At 43.5% G+C, this 12,776-nt stretch carries 15 protein-coding genes; 6 read left to right on the forward strand and 9 right to left on the reverse strand.

Going from position 1 to position 12,776, the window contains the following annotated elements; translation table 11 throughout:
- Window positions 1-73: 73 nt before the first annotated feature.
- Window positions 74-1,510 (reverse strand): NAD(P)H-hydrate dehydratase, encoded by a 1,437-nt coding sequence (locus QYF49_RS14910; RefSeq protein ID WP_290400346.1) that lies wholly within the window; start codon window positions 1,508-1,510, stop codon window positions 74-76.
- Between the two features lie 198 nt (window positions 1,511-1,708).
- Entirely contained in the window at window positions 1,709-2,371 is a 663-nt protein-coding gene (locus QYF49_RS14915) for a hypothetical protein (RefSeq protein WP_290400347.1), read from the reverse strand.
- Between the two features lie 211 nt (window positions 2,372-2,582).
- On the opposite strand from QYF49_RS14915, the gene QYF49_RS14920 reads away from it, so the two are divergent.
- From QYF49_RS14920 to QYF49_RS14930, 3 genes are all read left to right on the forward strand, one after another.
- Window positions 2,583-3,677, forward strand: a complete 1,095-nt coding sequence (locus QYF49_RS14920; protein ID WP_290400348.1) for a tetratricopeptide repeat protein — start codon at window positions 2,583-2,585, stop codon at window positions 3,675-3,677.
- Entirely contained in the window at window positions 3,674-3,799 is a 126-nt protein-coding gene (locus QYF49_RS14925) for a hypothetical protein (RefSeq protein WP_290400349.1), read from the forward strand. Before QYF49_RS14920 ends, QYF49_RS14925 begins: the two co-directional genes overlap by 4 nt.
- A gap of 80 nt (window positions 3,800-3,879) precedes the next feature.
- Entirely contained in the window at window positions 3,880-4,068 is a 189-nt protein-coding gene (locus QYF49_RS14930) for a hypothetical protein (protein WP_290400350.1), read from the forward strand.
- Window positions 4,069-4,105: 37 nt separating this feature from the next.
- On the opposite strand, the gene QYF49_RS14935 is transcribed toward QYF49_RS14930, so the two are convergent.
- The 5 genes from QYF49_RS14935 to QYF49_RS14955 all read right to left on the reverse strand — a co-directional run bounded on the left by QYF49_RS14935 (window position 4,106) and on the right by QYF49_RS14955 (window position 8,849).
- Window positions 4,106-5,560: a M36 family metallopeptidase gene (locus tag QYF49_RS14935; RefSeq protein WP_290400463.1), complete on the reverse strand. Its 1,455-nt coding sequence runs from the start codon at window positions 5,558-5,560 to the stop codon at window positions 4,106-4,108.
- A 417-nt stretch (window positions 5,561-5,977) separates the two neighbouring features.
- A complete protein-coding gene (locus QYF49_RS14940; RefSeq protein ID WP_290400351.1) occupies window positions 5,978-6,229 on the reverse strand; it encodes a hypothetical protein in 252 nt (83 codons plus the stop codon).
- 39 nt (window positions 6,230-6,268) lie between these two features.
- The gene (locus tag QYF49_RS14945) at window positions 6,269-6,841 is read right to left on the reverse strand and encodes an MFS transporter (RefSeq protein ID WP_290400352.1); all 573 of its coding nucleotides are present in this window, start codon (window positions 6,839-6,841) and stop codon (window positions 6,269-6,271) included.
- Complete coding sequence (locus tag QYF49_RS14950) at window positions 6,831-8,276, reverse strand: FAD-binding oxidoreductase (RefSeq protein WP_290400353.1); 1,446 nt, start codon at window positions 8,274-8,276, stop codon at window positions 6,831-6,833. The genes QYF49_RS14945 and QYF49_RS14950 overlap by 11 nt, the downstream gene beginning before the upstream one ends.
- Window positions 8,277-8,423: 147 nt before the next feature.
- Window positions 8,424-8,849, reverse strand: a complete 426-nt coding sequence (locus tag QYF49_RS14955; protein ID WP_290400464.1) for a MarR family winged helix-turn-helix transcriptional regulator — start codon at window positions 8,847-8,849, stop codon at window positions 8,424-8,426.
- A gap of 186 nt (window positions 8,850-9,035) precedes the next feature.
- Between QYF49_RS14955 and QYF49_RS14960 the strand changes: the two genes are divergently transcribed.
- Entirely contained in the window at window positions 9,036-9,461 is a 426-nt protein-coding gene (locus QYF49_RS14960) for an organic hydroperoxide resistance protein (protein WP_290400354.1), read from the forward strand.
- Window positions 9,462-9,745: 284 nt separating this feature from the next.
- Entirely contained in the window at window positions 9,746-10,741 is a 996-nt protein-coding gene (locus QYF49_RS14965; protein ID WP_290400355.1) for an LLM class flavin-dependent oxidoreductase, read from the forward strand.
- A gap of 46 nt (window positions 10,742-10,787) precedes the next feature.
- Here the strand turns inward: QYF49_RS14965 and QYF49_RS14970 are convergent, their stop codons facing one another.
- On the reverse strand, window positions 10,788-11,387 hold the full coding sequence (locus tag QYF49_RS14970) for a nitroreductase family protein (RefSeq protein ID WP_290400356.1): 600 nt from the start codon (window positions 11,385-11,387) through the stop codon (window positions 10,788-10,790).
- A 179-nt stretch (window positions 11,388-11,566) separates the two neighbouring features.
- Between QYF49_RS14970 and QYF49_RS14975 the strand changes: the two genes are divergently transcribed.
- Window positions 11,567-12,097, forward strand: a complete 531-nt coding sequence (locus tag QYF49_RS14975) for a cupin domain-containing protein (RefSeq protein WP_290400357.1) — start codon at window positions 11,567-11,569, stop codon at window positions 12,095-12,097.
- A gap of 12 nt (window positions 12,098-12,109) precedes the next feature.
- Here QYF49_RS14975 and QYF49_RS14980 read toward each other — a convergent pair whose 3' ends face one another.
- The gene (locus tag QYF49_RS14980; RefSeq protein ID WP_290400358.1) at window positions 12,110-12,727 is read right to left on the reverse strand and encodes a DUF2238 domain-containing protein; all 618 of its coding nucleotides are present in this window, start codon (window positions 12,725-12,727) and stop codon (window positions 12,110-12,112) included.
- Window positions 12,728-12,776: the final 49 nt, after the last annotated feature.

Genomic DNA, 12,776 nt, shown 5'->3' on the forward strand with positions numbered 1-12,776 from the left:
TTGAACGTCCGACTTTTTTATTTGTAATAAACTTTTATTTATGTTAACTTGGAAGCTTTGCGTAAATCTGGATTTATTGCTCGAATGATTTCATTACGAAGGGAAGATTTTCACTCACATCACTGGCCAGCATCCCTCTCTCGGCATTTTTCTGAGCCCATGAATCTGCACTGGCCCCATGAAAATAAACAGCGTTGGCAATCGCCGATTTTACGTCCTTTTCCGAGCACAGAAAAGCTAGCAGCATTCCTGTAAGCGTATCACCCGTGCCTCCTTTGGCAAGACCTGCATTGCCAGTCGGATTTACAAGGAGGCAGCCATCAGGAAAGGCCAATACTGTATACCTCCCTTTTAAAATAACGATGACCCCTTGTTCTTCAGCATAGGATAACGCATAATGAAAACGGTTCTTTTGGATCTGACTTGCCGATACATCGATCATCCTGCTAAATTCGCCCGGGTGCGGGGTTAAAATGACAGAGCCTTTCCTCTTCGGGTACGTTCGTCTTTTCAAAGCCCCTGCATCAATGACCAGCTGAAGTTCAGCAGCGAATAGGTGTTCTAATGCCCGGTCGGTTTTTTTTTGATCAGTTAGCCCGGGGCCGATCGCACAGGCTTTTATGCCATTGGGCACATCGCCTTCTCCGACTGCCTCAAGACCATCATGCTTGTACATCGCTTCTGGCAGCTGGCCCGCCAGGATTCCTGATACAAACCGGGTCGTTCCGATCGTTAGTTTTCCAATTCCGCTTTTTATTGCCCCTTTAGCCGCCAGAAGCGAACTTCCCGGCATCTCATCCGTACCTGCAAGCAGAAGCCCGGTACCAAACGTCCCTTTATGAGCACCGGCAAATCTTTTATGAAATGTCGATCTCACATGTTCTTCTGTCCAAACGTGCCAATTGGATTGCTGAGGCAAACCAATAGAAAGGACGATGGCTTTTCCGTAGAAATCTGTACTGCCTTCTAAAAAAGCAGACGGTTTATAGCCATGCAGGCAGAATGTAACATCGGCTTGAAATGCGATTTCGGTTTCACCATCATCTGCCGAGACCCCTGTGGGCAGATCCACTGCAATCTTTAGAGCCTGCTGAGAATTTGCCCATTGTACCGCTTGACCGATCTCTCCTCTCAAAGGAGGAGATGATCCAACACCAAGCATGGCATCAATGATCACATCATAGTTCCCACCACGTGCTGAGACCTTTAGACCGCAAGCCGTATAGTATGCAAAATGCTTAAATGCCGGTTCCGTACTTGGCTTACCTGATGGAAGGACGAGCTCACACTGATATCCGTTCTGCTGAAGATATCTTGACAACACGACCCCATCGCCTCCATTATTTCCTTTCCCCGCCATGACGAGGATCCGGCGTTCCTTCGTTACCCGATCCGAAATGGCCTCATATAATGCTCTTCCCGCATTTTCCATCAGGGTATAAACATCCATTCCGCTATTCTGTGCGGTTTGATCTATGTTTTTAATCTCACTCGCTGTAAAAATATACATCGAATTCGGCCTCCTCTATGCCAGATAAAGTAGCTTCCATAGTATCCTACCCTAATCAGAGAGTTGATGAACAAAAGGAGGATTTAAATTCGATTCAATTAATCAGAGCGCTCCATTATGATGAATCCGGCTCAATTAATAGGTGTTTGCGCCACCCTCACAACAAAAAAGGCCATCTCCACAGGAATGGCCTCCTTTTTATTCAGTTGTGCTCCCGTTTTCTTGGGTTAAGCTCTGTATTTGAGCACTGTCTTCCTGCTGTTGTGGCTCGGTGTCACTCTGACCGTCGCCTATACCGTCATCCGTATCTGAATCCTCTTCCGCAGGTTTCTGGGGTTTTTCAGGCTTTGGTTTTGATTCCGGTTTCTTTTTCTGATCTTCTGGCTTCTCAGCTGGTTCTGTCACTTTAACAGGCTTTTCTTCCTCTTTTGCCGGCTTTTCAGGTTTCGCAGGTTTTTCTTTCTGTGCTGTATCGTTTTTCATGCGTTTTTCTTTTTTGGCTGGTTTCTTTTCCTTTTTTTCTTTATGCGGTTTTGTTTTTTCAGAATTTGCTTCTGTTAATGGTTTTTCTTTCTCATTTACGTATGTTTTGCCTCCGCCGTCAGCCGTTACACCGGAATGCTGCGGATCAGGAAAAAGTTTATCAGTCGAGATCACTTGTTCGAGCATAATATTTTTCTCTTGCTGCGAAAGATCTTCCGTTGAAACAACTACATCAGATAATGTATTTAAAGGATGCGATCCTGAGCTTAGTTTCGCTTTTGGCATGTTTTCTTCAGTTTTTGCTTTCTCTCCGTTCGAAAAACCAAGCCAGACGCCCAGCAGCACGACTGCAATGGCAAGCGAGATGAATTTATACATAATCTCCACCTTCCCTTTTGGCTAGATACCACAATGGCTACTATTATAAACCTAAAACATATAAAGATAAAAAATCAAAATTTTATAATAACTTGGGAAAATGAGACAGATTACTGCTTAATTATTACTATATAACAGGCTGTACTTTCCCAATTTTCCTTTTTCCATTATATGCTACTATTTTTATATAACCTTCTTAAGGGGAGTTATCATGATATTACAAACGGAAAAGGCGTCTGAAGTCATTGAATTGCTCAGTCGATGGAATGTGAGTATGAGGGATCGTAATATAGCAGTGGTCGAAGAATTAAATATGGAAGTGCAGGAACAAATCGATCCTGCCGGAATGGATCAGCATGAGATTTTATGGTATTCGCTGCTGGAAATCCGGTATTCACTCATTCAGAAGAATTTTGATGACACCGCAGTTCTCTTGCAGCAGCTTGAACTGCTTCAAGGACAGTTATCCCCTGAAATGGCCTTCTATTATCATTTTTTCAAAGGTATATTCGCCTACAGTATGAACCAGTACGTGGAGGCTGTCGCCTGCTATTACGAAGCAGAAAGATTTATGGGCAGTATTGAAGATAAAATTGAAGTTGCCGAGTTCTATTATAAAGCGGCTACTGCCTATTATCACACCAGAAAGTTTTTGCTTTCTCTCAGCTATGCGAAACTGGCAAAAACCACGTTTGAGGAAGTTTCAAAAAACGACCTAAGAAGTGCAGACTGCGAAAACATTCTGGGCTTGTGCTGCCTTAGTTTAAAGCAGTACGAGCAGGCAGAAGAGCATTTTTTGGATTCACTGGATATCGCTGAGAAGTTTAAAGATGAAGAGCTTCTCAACTTTATACGCTATAACCTTGGATTCCTTTATTCTGAACAAAACCTGTCCGATATTGCCATTCGCCACCTTAGCGAACTGTACAGCAAGGAGTTTATCCCCCATAAACTGTCCTTTCTGCTCGCAAGGGAATATTTCAAAATGGAAGATCAAGAGAACGGTTTTTATTATCTCCAGCAGGGCATGGACGTTTGCAGTGCCATTCAGAATGAAGAATATATTCACCATCTGCAAATTTTAAATGCCCAGTACTCTACTCTTCCCTCCGAGGAAATCGAGCGAATTGTTACTGAGCATTTGAAATACTTTGAAGAAAGGCAGTTATGGGGTTTTGTGCAGGATTATGCCGAAGCTCTTGCTACTATTCTTCATCATGAAAAAAGGTTTGAAAAAGCCAGTACTTATTTTTACCAGGCGTTCCGCGCTAAAAGCAAAATTGAAGAAATGGGGTATTTACGATGAAAAAAGCAAAAATTTTATTAGGAACTTTTTTGGTTTTAACAGCTTTGATGGGTGTTGCAGCTGCTAATGGCGGCCTTCAAGCCGAGCACGGTGTCATTCGTGATACTACTACTAACCTATAAGATGAGCATTCCATCTTATCATAAAAAAAGAGCCTGATCGGCTCTTTTTTTATGGTTCATTCATTCTAAAGGAGATCTCTATGAAACCAGCACTCCCATACGACGTAATTGTGGTTAACAACATGAAAGCCAGGGTTATTGCAAGCTTTGCAGATACTGTAGTCGCAGATTTCAAAGAATTTCAAGAGGTTGGTCCCCAGCACGAAAGACAAGTCATCAAACATGGTGCTTACACTATCGTTAAAGGGGATCACAATAAAAACAAATAGGAAGATCCCCTTGCTTTTCGCAGGGGAGTCTTTTTCATTAATTGGCAGACAGGCCTCTCGCGTTAAAAATAGCGCCGATCGTCTTTGCGTTTCTGCCTCCGTACAGCTGCTGGTCCGCTTGTTTGATCGCATGTGCTCCATCAATAAACGTTGCATTTGGCGTGAGCGACCAATGGGATTGAAGGATGATTTTAGTTGCTGCGTCCCTTCCGAGGGCACTCGCCAGTTCATAAAGAGGCTGAGACCAAATCTCTCCATCCGCATGGACTTCACCCACAGCATCTCTCGGGTACACTTTGTTTTCATCCAGTCTTCTTAAACAAGGCGGATTTGATGATGAGTAGGAAGTTGAATCCCATTCTGCCACACAGGCATGTCCAAATCCACCCGCTGTAAAGGAATCTTCATACGTTGCTCCCAGGAAGTCTCCAAATCCCTCACCCATAGCTCCTCCTTCAGGCGAGTTCCCAAACCCGGGAACCTGGTTGTCCTGAATGGAATGACCATATTCGTGAGCAATGACACCTGCATCCTCTGCATCATCCACCCCGCCAGAACCGAAGGTAAGATCCATTTTCGTTGGGCTGTAGAAGGAATTATCCTGTTTATATGTGTTCACATTCGCTGTGATCGAACGATTGTTAATGTTGGTAAAACCAAGGGATTGAATGTAGCGCTGAAGTGTATCAATATGGTAGTATGCCATGACATCTTCAAATTGATTATCGGAGCGAGTGTAATGGAATATAAGGCTGGAACTTTTCGTCCTTGTTTTTGAGTTAATAGCAACAAATTGGCCTGCCAGTTTTCCAGTTCCATCAAGACCCAATAATTGAACATTTTTTAGCTGGGCGTTCAATGCTGGTGAATCGGCATCATTATTGTCTGTGAACCCTGCTGCAGTTCCGCTGGACTCCACCGGATTGGGGAGAAAAACCTGCCCTGAACCCGTTGCTTTTTGGTTTAGATCCTTTTTGTCGATTAATCTTCCATTGCCTGCATGAACAATCGCTTCCCAAGCCCCAAATGGTTCATTCGCATGAATGACGACTTTATACACAGGAATGGCTTTGCCGTTTAGGATTACATAGCCAAACGTGTTTTGGGTCGTTCCCCACTTGCCTTTTCCTTTATCCTTTATATAGTCACCTGCCTTAGACTCAGCCTGATCCTTTGTAAGCCTGTCCGATGGACGTTCAACAGAAGTATAGGCCATATAATCTGAAACTACTAATCCAACATGTCCTTTAAGGTCGACAGTCGCCGTTAGCTGCTTGGAGAAAACCGGTGAACCGTTGACCGTCTGCTGATAACGTACATAGCTTCCCGCATCTGTTGTGACTGTCGTCACGTATTCAAGTCCTGAGAGATCATTGGCGAGGTGATATTTCGCAGCATTCTTTTTCAAATAATCATCCGCCGCTGACTTCGCGCTAAATGACTGAGCGTGTACGGTATTTCCGGCCATAACATGATTGTGCCCAAGCTGCATAGAAGGGATACTGATGGATAGAACGATAGCGGCTGCTGCCGCCCATGCCATATTCTTCTTTTTCATTCACCTGTCTCCTCACTATCATAATTTTCAGACTATTTAATTGTACTCTGCCAGGATGCCACGAGCAATAGACTTATTTATCTATTTTGGAATGTTTTTACAAGATTTAATGTCCATCATGATCTGTTTTAACTGCAGTTGTCATAACCGTTCCTTCTTTCTAAATTAATATGGTAAATCTTTGTCTAGATGTGATTCATACCTCATCTTCACTTGTATTATGTTAGTAGCCCCAAAATGAAATCACTAGATTTATGAACTAATTTAAGCATTATGTAATTAAAAAAAGTAAGCAGCCAAACCGCTGCTTACAAATAGTGTTCAATAAGATGAACATGATCCTGTTTTAATTTATGCTGAGAGACAGGTCTTCCAACCGTACCATAATGAATCTGAGCGTCCAGCACCCCTATATCCTTCATAAATTTTTTTAAATACTTTCGAACAGAAAATCTTTAAAATCCCCAACTTTAAAACAAGATCATCTGTAGTAAATGGAATACTTTTCATTTCTGCGATAACCTTCCAAACCAGCCTTAAAGTCTCTTGGAATAATCCTTTCGGCAATTCCTCTGTAATCTGTTTTTTTTCAACCTTATGCAAGACCACGAAACCTAAAATCGGTGTCGCCCTTGTTCAATGTTATACCGCTTTTTCATGCCGTTTGCGGAGCGATTCATCATCAGCGGGACGTTTCCACAGTATGAATCCTCCAATTAAATACAATAATGACGTAAGATAAAACAAGGCTCCAATCGTTAGAAAGTCAACCATGTATCCTGTGAGGATGATGGCGAGCGCTGCCCAAATCGACGTCCATAGATGATAATGTCCAACCTTTTTTCCCGTATCATTTTTTTCCGTATGACGGGATATCGCTGTTTTTTCTGTCGTTTTCTGAACCGCTCCCAACAGCCCCATCAATATCTGAATCACGTAAACATGCCAGGTTTCCGACAACACAGGAACCAGCAGCATAAGCACTGCCATTCCCCAGGCATAGATCAGCAGGAGGGCCCGGTCACCGAACCGGTCACTCCAACTGCCGATCAACGGATGAAATATGGCGGAAGTTAAAGCAAACAAACCGTAAGCCCATCCAAATTGTGAATAGCTGTCACCCAGATTGCGAAGAAGCAGCAGATAAAAAGGAAAAGCGATGCTGCTAGCCGTGATCATGATGCTTTGTGAACGAATGAGCTGTTTATACGTCATCTCCATACTCCTTATACAAATAATTCATGAACATTTCTGACGGGTCATATTTTCTTTTTAACTCAAAAAATTGCTGCGCATTCGGATATGCACGTTCCAGCTGGCTTTGAGTGGCGAAGGGATAATAAGGCAGATAGTAGCTTCCTCCATGATCAAGAGTAATATCAATAAGCTTTCGAACTACCTTTTTCGTATCGGCAGTGCCTATCTTGCTTTTTTCCTGATTGATCAGCCAAACGAGGGCAAACATATCCTGTTTTGCATACGACATGACCGCCTGTTGATCCTGATCGACGTAGCGGATCGTAATATTCAGCACGTTCAGATTTTCTTTTGTGAGAATATCTCTTAAGTCCTCCACATAAGACGAAAATTCATCCACCGGCACAAAATATTCCTGAAGGAGCTCCGTCCGGTTCTGGCTGTCATACTCCATAAATTCGCTGTCTGAGCGCATCACATTATTTCGTGTTTCCACTTTTCCATTTTGCTTCAGAAAGTAGCTTTTCTGTGTTTTCCATAATAATTTCTTGCCCCATTCACTGTAACGTGAAGTTCCAAGGAGAGCTTTCGGGAGCACCGCATTGCCATCCTTTCTTAACGGCTCGTTTTTCGTTGGCTTTTGATTTTTCACAAGGCGGTAATTGGTAGCATACATCTCTTTGAAAAATGAAGAATCAGGTGCGATGGACAGGCGTGCCATATGCATGCGGATGTTTGGATCTTCCTTGACCCTCTGTTTAAAATAATCCGTATACTCCCTGTAATCCATTGCCAACACTTCGTTCTCATACCATTCATCCTGTGCCAATTTAAGCGTTACATCAAGTATGACGCCGAACAAACCATAGCCCCCGTTGACAAGTTTAAACAGTTCAGGATTCTCTTTTCTGCTGACGTTCACAATCTTACCATCCGCCTTAAGAAGACGCAGGGATTCCACCGTATCAATCAACGATCCGTAGCGTATATCTCTCCCATGGACATTAACACTAATCGAGCCGCCGACGGTGAAGATGTTTTGGGACTGCATCACTTGGATCGCAAATCCGTCTTTATGTATATACCTTTGCACATCATCCCAGGTGGCTCCGCTCTGAACCGTAATTCTCTTTTGGCGAGGCTTATAATCGAGTACTTTGTTGAAGGATTTCATGTCAAGCAAAATGGAGTTCGGATAATAAGTCTGTCCGCCTTGACTATGCTGCATGCCGGCGATTGAAATTTTTTCCTCCGATTTTGCTGCATCCTTGATCCAAGCTTGAAGGTCTTTCTGTGTAGAGCTGCGACGGATCTCTTTTACCTTAGTTGGCAGTAACCCTGAGATATCTTCCACTGTTTCAGCATCCTGCTTGTGTTTGTACACGGCAACAGATGCTGTCCATCCGCCAATGAAAAACAGCAGGAAAACAACCAATAACACGTTTCGTTTCATAAAATTTGTCCTTCCTGTTAACAATCCCTGTCCGCGTCCATGTTACCAAATACATCCATAACTGTATATAGTTTGTTTCTAGCGATAATACTGCAGGTCCACGTCAGCCAAAAAGAAAAAAACCCCGTCGGAACTCCGAACAAGGCTTTAGTCTCCTTCCTGTATGCTGTTTAGTACTTTGCCGAGTGTTTTTTTCAATTGATCTAATTCAGGCCCGTAGATGTTCATATTTTCAAGAAGGGCTCCAGGTATGCACGCTGCTTTTCCACGAAGGCTTTCACCTTTTTCAGTTAGAGATACTATTACACTTCGCTCATCCTGCTTGGAACGCTGCCTTATGATCAGCTTGTGGGCTTCCATGCGTTTCAGCATGGGGGTCAAAGTGCCTGAATCCAGATACAGCTTCTCACCGAGTTCCTTTACAGAGAGTTCGTTCTTTTCCCAAAGTACGAGTAACGCGAGATACTGGGGGTAAGTTACATCCAATTCCTCAAGCAACGGACGGTACTGTTTTGTGATTTCCCGGGCTGCCGCATACACCATAAAACAAATCTGATTCTCAAGCTTTAGCATGTCATTGTCCACTTTAACTCACCTCATCTCCATCCTTGTTCCTACCCTCACTATATTTCAAGTAATGTTTATCGTCAAATTAAATTGTACAAAATTTAATTGTTGACAAAAAAATAGGCGAGTGTTAAATTAACATCAAGCAATTAAGTTGTGCACAATACAACTGGGATAAGGGGAGAGATAATCATGTTAGATTCTTTATACACAGCTAAAGCGACCGCTGACGGCGGAAGACAGGGTAAAGTGAAATCAAGTGACAGCACTCTTGATTTTGCATTGTCCATGCCAAAATCACTTGGAGGAAAAGGAGAAGCAGGTGCGACAAATCCAGAACAGCTTTTTGCTGCGGGGTATGCTGCATGCTTCGATAGTGCACTTCAGCTCGTTGCACGCCAAGCCAGAAAACGAATGGAATCAAGCGTAACGGCAGAAGTAAGTATCGGCAAAGACACAGATGGAGGGTTCGGTCTTTCAGTTGCCCTGTACGCCGCAATTAAAGGGGCCAGCCAGGAAGAAGCAGAGCAGCTGGTCGAACAGGCACACCAAGTATGCCCTTACTCTAAGGCAACCCGAGGAAATATCGAAGTAAACCTTCACGTTACAGTCCAATAAGAAAAGAAGCCAGCCCTACATATTTAGGGGCTGGCTTTTTCTTATGGGCAAATGCAGTGACTTTTAACAAGCACTCCGTTATAGTAAGCTCACCATTGAAACAACTTGCATCACGTATAGAATATTCATTCTCCTATATATGTACGAGCTTTGGGAGAATTCAGGAATCGATGGGATTGGCATATTGATTTGGTTCACTGCAAAACCTACTGAACGAACATCAAGCCGCTGATCGATTCTCGCCTGGTGCCAGGCACCAAGAATGAATAGAAAGGGTGCATTCCATGATATCCTTAAGTATTTTAGACCAAGTTCCGGTACCAAAAGGCCGGGATGCGGCAGAGGCGATATACCAAAGTGTTCAGCTGGCCAAACTTGCAGAAGAACTGGGATATAAACGGTATTGGTTCGCCGAACATCACAGTACAAAAGGTTTAGCGAGCTCCGCCCCAGAGATATTGATGGCTCATGCGGCGGCTCGGACCCATTCCATCCGGCTCGGTTCCGGCGCCGTCCTTCTTCCGCAATACAGCCCTTTTAAGGTGGCTGAAACTTTTCATCAGCTTGAGGCTTTGTATCCCGGAAGAATAGACCTCGGAGTTGGCCGTTCCCCCGGTGGAACGAAGAAAACAAGACTTGCCTTAACGGACAGCATCCCAAAAAGCTTAACAGAATTTCCCCGGCAGCTTCAGGATTTGTTCTTTTACTTAACAGGCACTCTTCCATCTGATCATCCTTCTTATGGTATAACCGCATCTCCTGTTGTTCCGTCGTCCCCGGCCTTGTGGGAGCTTGGGCTTGGAGAAAACAGCGCCAGGCAGGCAGCGGATCTTGGGATCGGCTACGTATTTGGCCATTTTATTCATCCCGGGCGGGGACAGGAGGCTTTCCAAGCCTACTATGAAGGCTTCAAGCCGTCTACGCTCTTGGAAGAGCCTTCAGGTATAACCGCTATCTTTGTAATCTGCGGCGAAACCGATGAGCATGCAGAAGAGCTGGCCTTTAGCCAGGACTTATGGCTGCTTCGCGTTGAAAAAGGACTCGACAGCAGAATTCCGACCATTGAAGAAGCCAAATCCTATACACTCTTACCGGACGATATTGAAAAGATGAAAGCTAACAGAAATCGAATGGTGATCGGTTCTCCAGAAACGGTCAGAAAAAAACTGATGTTGCTGTCAGAACAGTATCAGACTCGCGAATTTATGGTTCTCACGAATGTTTATTCGTTTGAAGAACGAAAAAAGTCTTATGAAAGATTGGCTCGTTTACAATTTTGATTGTGGACAATAAGCGAAAAAAAGAGACCCGGTAAAGGTCTCTTTTTTATTTATAGATTTTCACACGGTCTGCAAGCGGCTGAAATTCCTTTTCACCCGGAGTTGCCACAGGTTTTCCGAATGGCATTTGTGCGATAAGCTTCCAGTTTTCTGGAACTTTCCACTCTTGTTTTACTTCCTCATCGATGATTGGGTTGTAATGCTGAAGAGACGCGCCGAAGCCTTCATTCTCAAGTGCTGTCCAAACGACAAATTGCAGCATTCCGGAGGAGTGGTTGGACCAGATTGGGAAATTGTCTGCATAAGCAGCAAATGCCTCTTGAAGACCTCCTACTACTTTTTGGTCTTCAAAGAATAAGATCGTACCATATCCGCTTCCGAATGCATTCATTTTTTCTTCAGTCGGGGCAAATTGATCGGCTGGAACGATGCCACGAAGGGTTTCTTTTGTAATATTCCACAGCGTATCGTGGTGATCGCCAAGCAATACGACAACACGTGCGCTTTGTGAATTAAAAGAAGATGGTGTGTATTTTACCGCATGATCGATGATTTCCTTAATTCTTTCATCAGAAACTACGGCATCCTTACTAATTCCATAATAGGAGCGCCTTTCTTGGACTGCAGTTAAAAAATCTTTGGCCATATGTTTTTACCTCCACTAGATGAACAAGTATTCATTTTATATTACTTTATGTAAGTAAGTATAAATATTATATTTTATTACGTCAAGTACTAAGTTTAAATAAAATAAGCATCTCTTCATGGTTAACCATCTCTCATACCGGGAATTCTTTTTAAAACGAAATTAAGGAGGGCATTGGCATGAGTAATTATGAGGTAAAAACCTTTTATTTTGAGGACGATGGATTCATTCCCAACCATCCAGAGTGGCCGGTAGTGTTCTATGAGGGGGTATTAACTGAAAACGCTCACGAGGCTGAATTCATTTTTAATGAGAATAACTGGCTCAACAGCTGGCGCAACGGCATTTTTGATTATCATCACTATCACAGCAATTCCCATGAAGTACTTGGAGTCATTTCTGGTTTTGCTACTGTAAAAATTGGAGGAAAGTCCGGATGTGAGCTGCAGATTCACACTGGAGATGTAATGGTTCTGCCAGCTGGAACGGGACATATGAAAATTGAATCCAGTGCGGATTTCCAAGTCGCCGGTGCTTATCCAAACGGAAATGATTATAATCTGATGCGAGGAGTGGACGGTGAGCGCCCTGATGTAATAGATGAGATACGAACGGTTGCCATCCCGGAAACAGATCCTGTGTTTGGCGTGAAAGGCCCATTGTTCCACCATTGGCAAAAGGAAAATAAAAAAAGCCCGAATCATCGTTGATTCGGGCTATTTTCACGCCAGGGATTCAGGAGGCAGGCTCGGTTCCTTAATTCCCAATTCTCCACTGTATTTATTTTTTGTCCTAACTAGTGAAATAAAAGCGATAACTACGCCGCCTACGGTATCCGCAACAAGATCAACCATTGTGTCACTGTTTCCTCCGCCCTGAAGCGTCATATTGAAGAACTGATCCATACTGAACTCATACATCTCCCATATCACTCCGCCAAGAACGGCAAATGAAAGCACGAACCAAAAGACCAGCCATGGTGAAATGTGAGTCCCTCCCTCCCGATGAACGAGCCGCTCGTAAAGCGCGACGGCAACGAAAGCAAGCAGAGCCCCGCTCAGCAGATGCAGAAATGTATCCCACCAGCCCAGTCCATAAAAATGAAGGATGGATCCTAAATATTGGGATGCAAAAAGAAAAGCTAGATAGGACAGCAATATGGGCAAATTAAACTTTAATTTGGTAAATCGGGCAAGACCAAGCGGTATTGCTCCGCACAAAACTCCCCCCAATGCTACTTGATAGCTGTGGACCTCCCCTTTTGGGAAGTAATAAAAAAACAAGATGGCCATAAAGACGGTATAAGCCAAACTGATCAAAAGAACCCATTTTCGTTTCATTCATTCACCTCCTGCTCTTATAAATTATTGCCTCCCATGGCAGAAATAT

Source organism: Fictibacillus terranigra (genome assembly GCF_030412265.1).
Taxonomy (GTDB): Bacteria; Bacillota; Bacilli; order Bacillales; family Fictibacillaceae; genus Fictibacillus_C; species Fictibacillus_C terrinigri.

Excerpts from the sequence above, each read along its gene's own strand:
- QYF49_RS14930 (WP_290400350.1), top strand. The coding sequence starts at position 3,880 with ATGAAACCAGCACTCCCATACGACGTAATTGTGGTTAACAACATGAAA.
- QYF49_RS14920 (WP_290400348.1), top strand. The coding sequence starts at position 2,583 with ATGATATTACAAACGGAAAAGGCGTCTGAAGTCATTGAATTGCTCAGT.
- QYF49_RS14915 (WP_290400347.1), bottom strand. The coding sequence starts at position 2,371 with ATGTATAAATTCATCTCGCTTGCCATTGCAGTCGTGCTGCTGGGCGTC.
- QYF49_RS14960 (WP_290400354.1), top strand. The coding sequence starts at position 9,036 with ATGTTAGATTCTTTATACACAGCTAAAGCGACCGCTGACGGCGGAAGA.
- QYF49_RS14910 (WP_290400346.1), bottom strand. The coding sequence starts at position 1,510 with ATGTATATTTTTACAGCGAGTGAGATTAAAAACATAGATCAAACCGCA.
- QYF49_RS14925 (WP_290400349.1), top strand. The coding sequence starts at position 3,674 with ATGAAAAAAGCAAAAATTTTATTAGGAACTTTTTTGGTTTTAACAGCT.
- QYF49_RS14980 (WP_290400358.1), bottom strand. The coding sequence starts at position 12,727 with ATGAAACGAAAATGGGTTCTTTTGATCAGTTTGGCTTATACCGTCTTT.
- QYF49_RS14970 (WP_290400356.1), bottom strand. The coding sequence starts at position 11,387 with ATGGCCAAAGATTTTTTAACTGCAGTCCAAGAAAGGCGCTCCTATTAT.
- QYF49_RS14950 (WP_290400353.1), bottom strand. The coding sequence starts at position 8,276 with ATGAAACGAAACGTGTTATTGGTTGTTTTCCTGCTGTTTTTCATTGGC.
- QYF49_RS14955 (WP_290400464.1), bottom strand. The coding sequence starts at position 8,849 with ATGCTAAAGCTTGAGAATCAGATTTGTTTTATGGTGTATGCGGCAGCC.
- QYF49_RS14965 (WP_290400355.1), top strand. The coding sequence starts at position 9,746 with ATGATATCCTTAAGTATTTTAGACCAAGTTCCGGTACCAAAAGGCCGG.
- QYF49_RS14975 (WP_290400357.1), top strand. The coding sequence starts at position 11,567 with ATGAGTAATTATGAGGTAAAAACCTTTTATTTTGAGGACGATGGATTC.
- QYF49_RS14935 (WP_290400463.1), bottom strand. The coding sequence starts at position 5,560 with ATGCAGCTTGGGCACAATCATGTTATGGCCGGAAATACCGTACACGCT.
- QYF49_RS14945 (WP_290400352.1), bottom strand. The coding sequence starts at position 6,841 with ATGACGTATAAACAGCTCATTCGTTCACAAAGCATCATGATCACGGCT.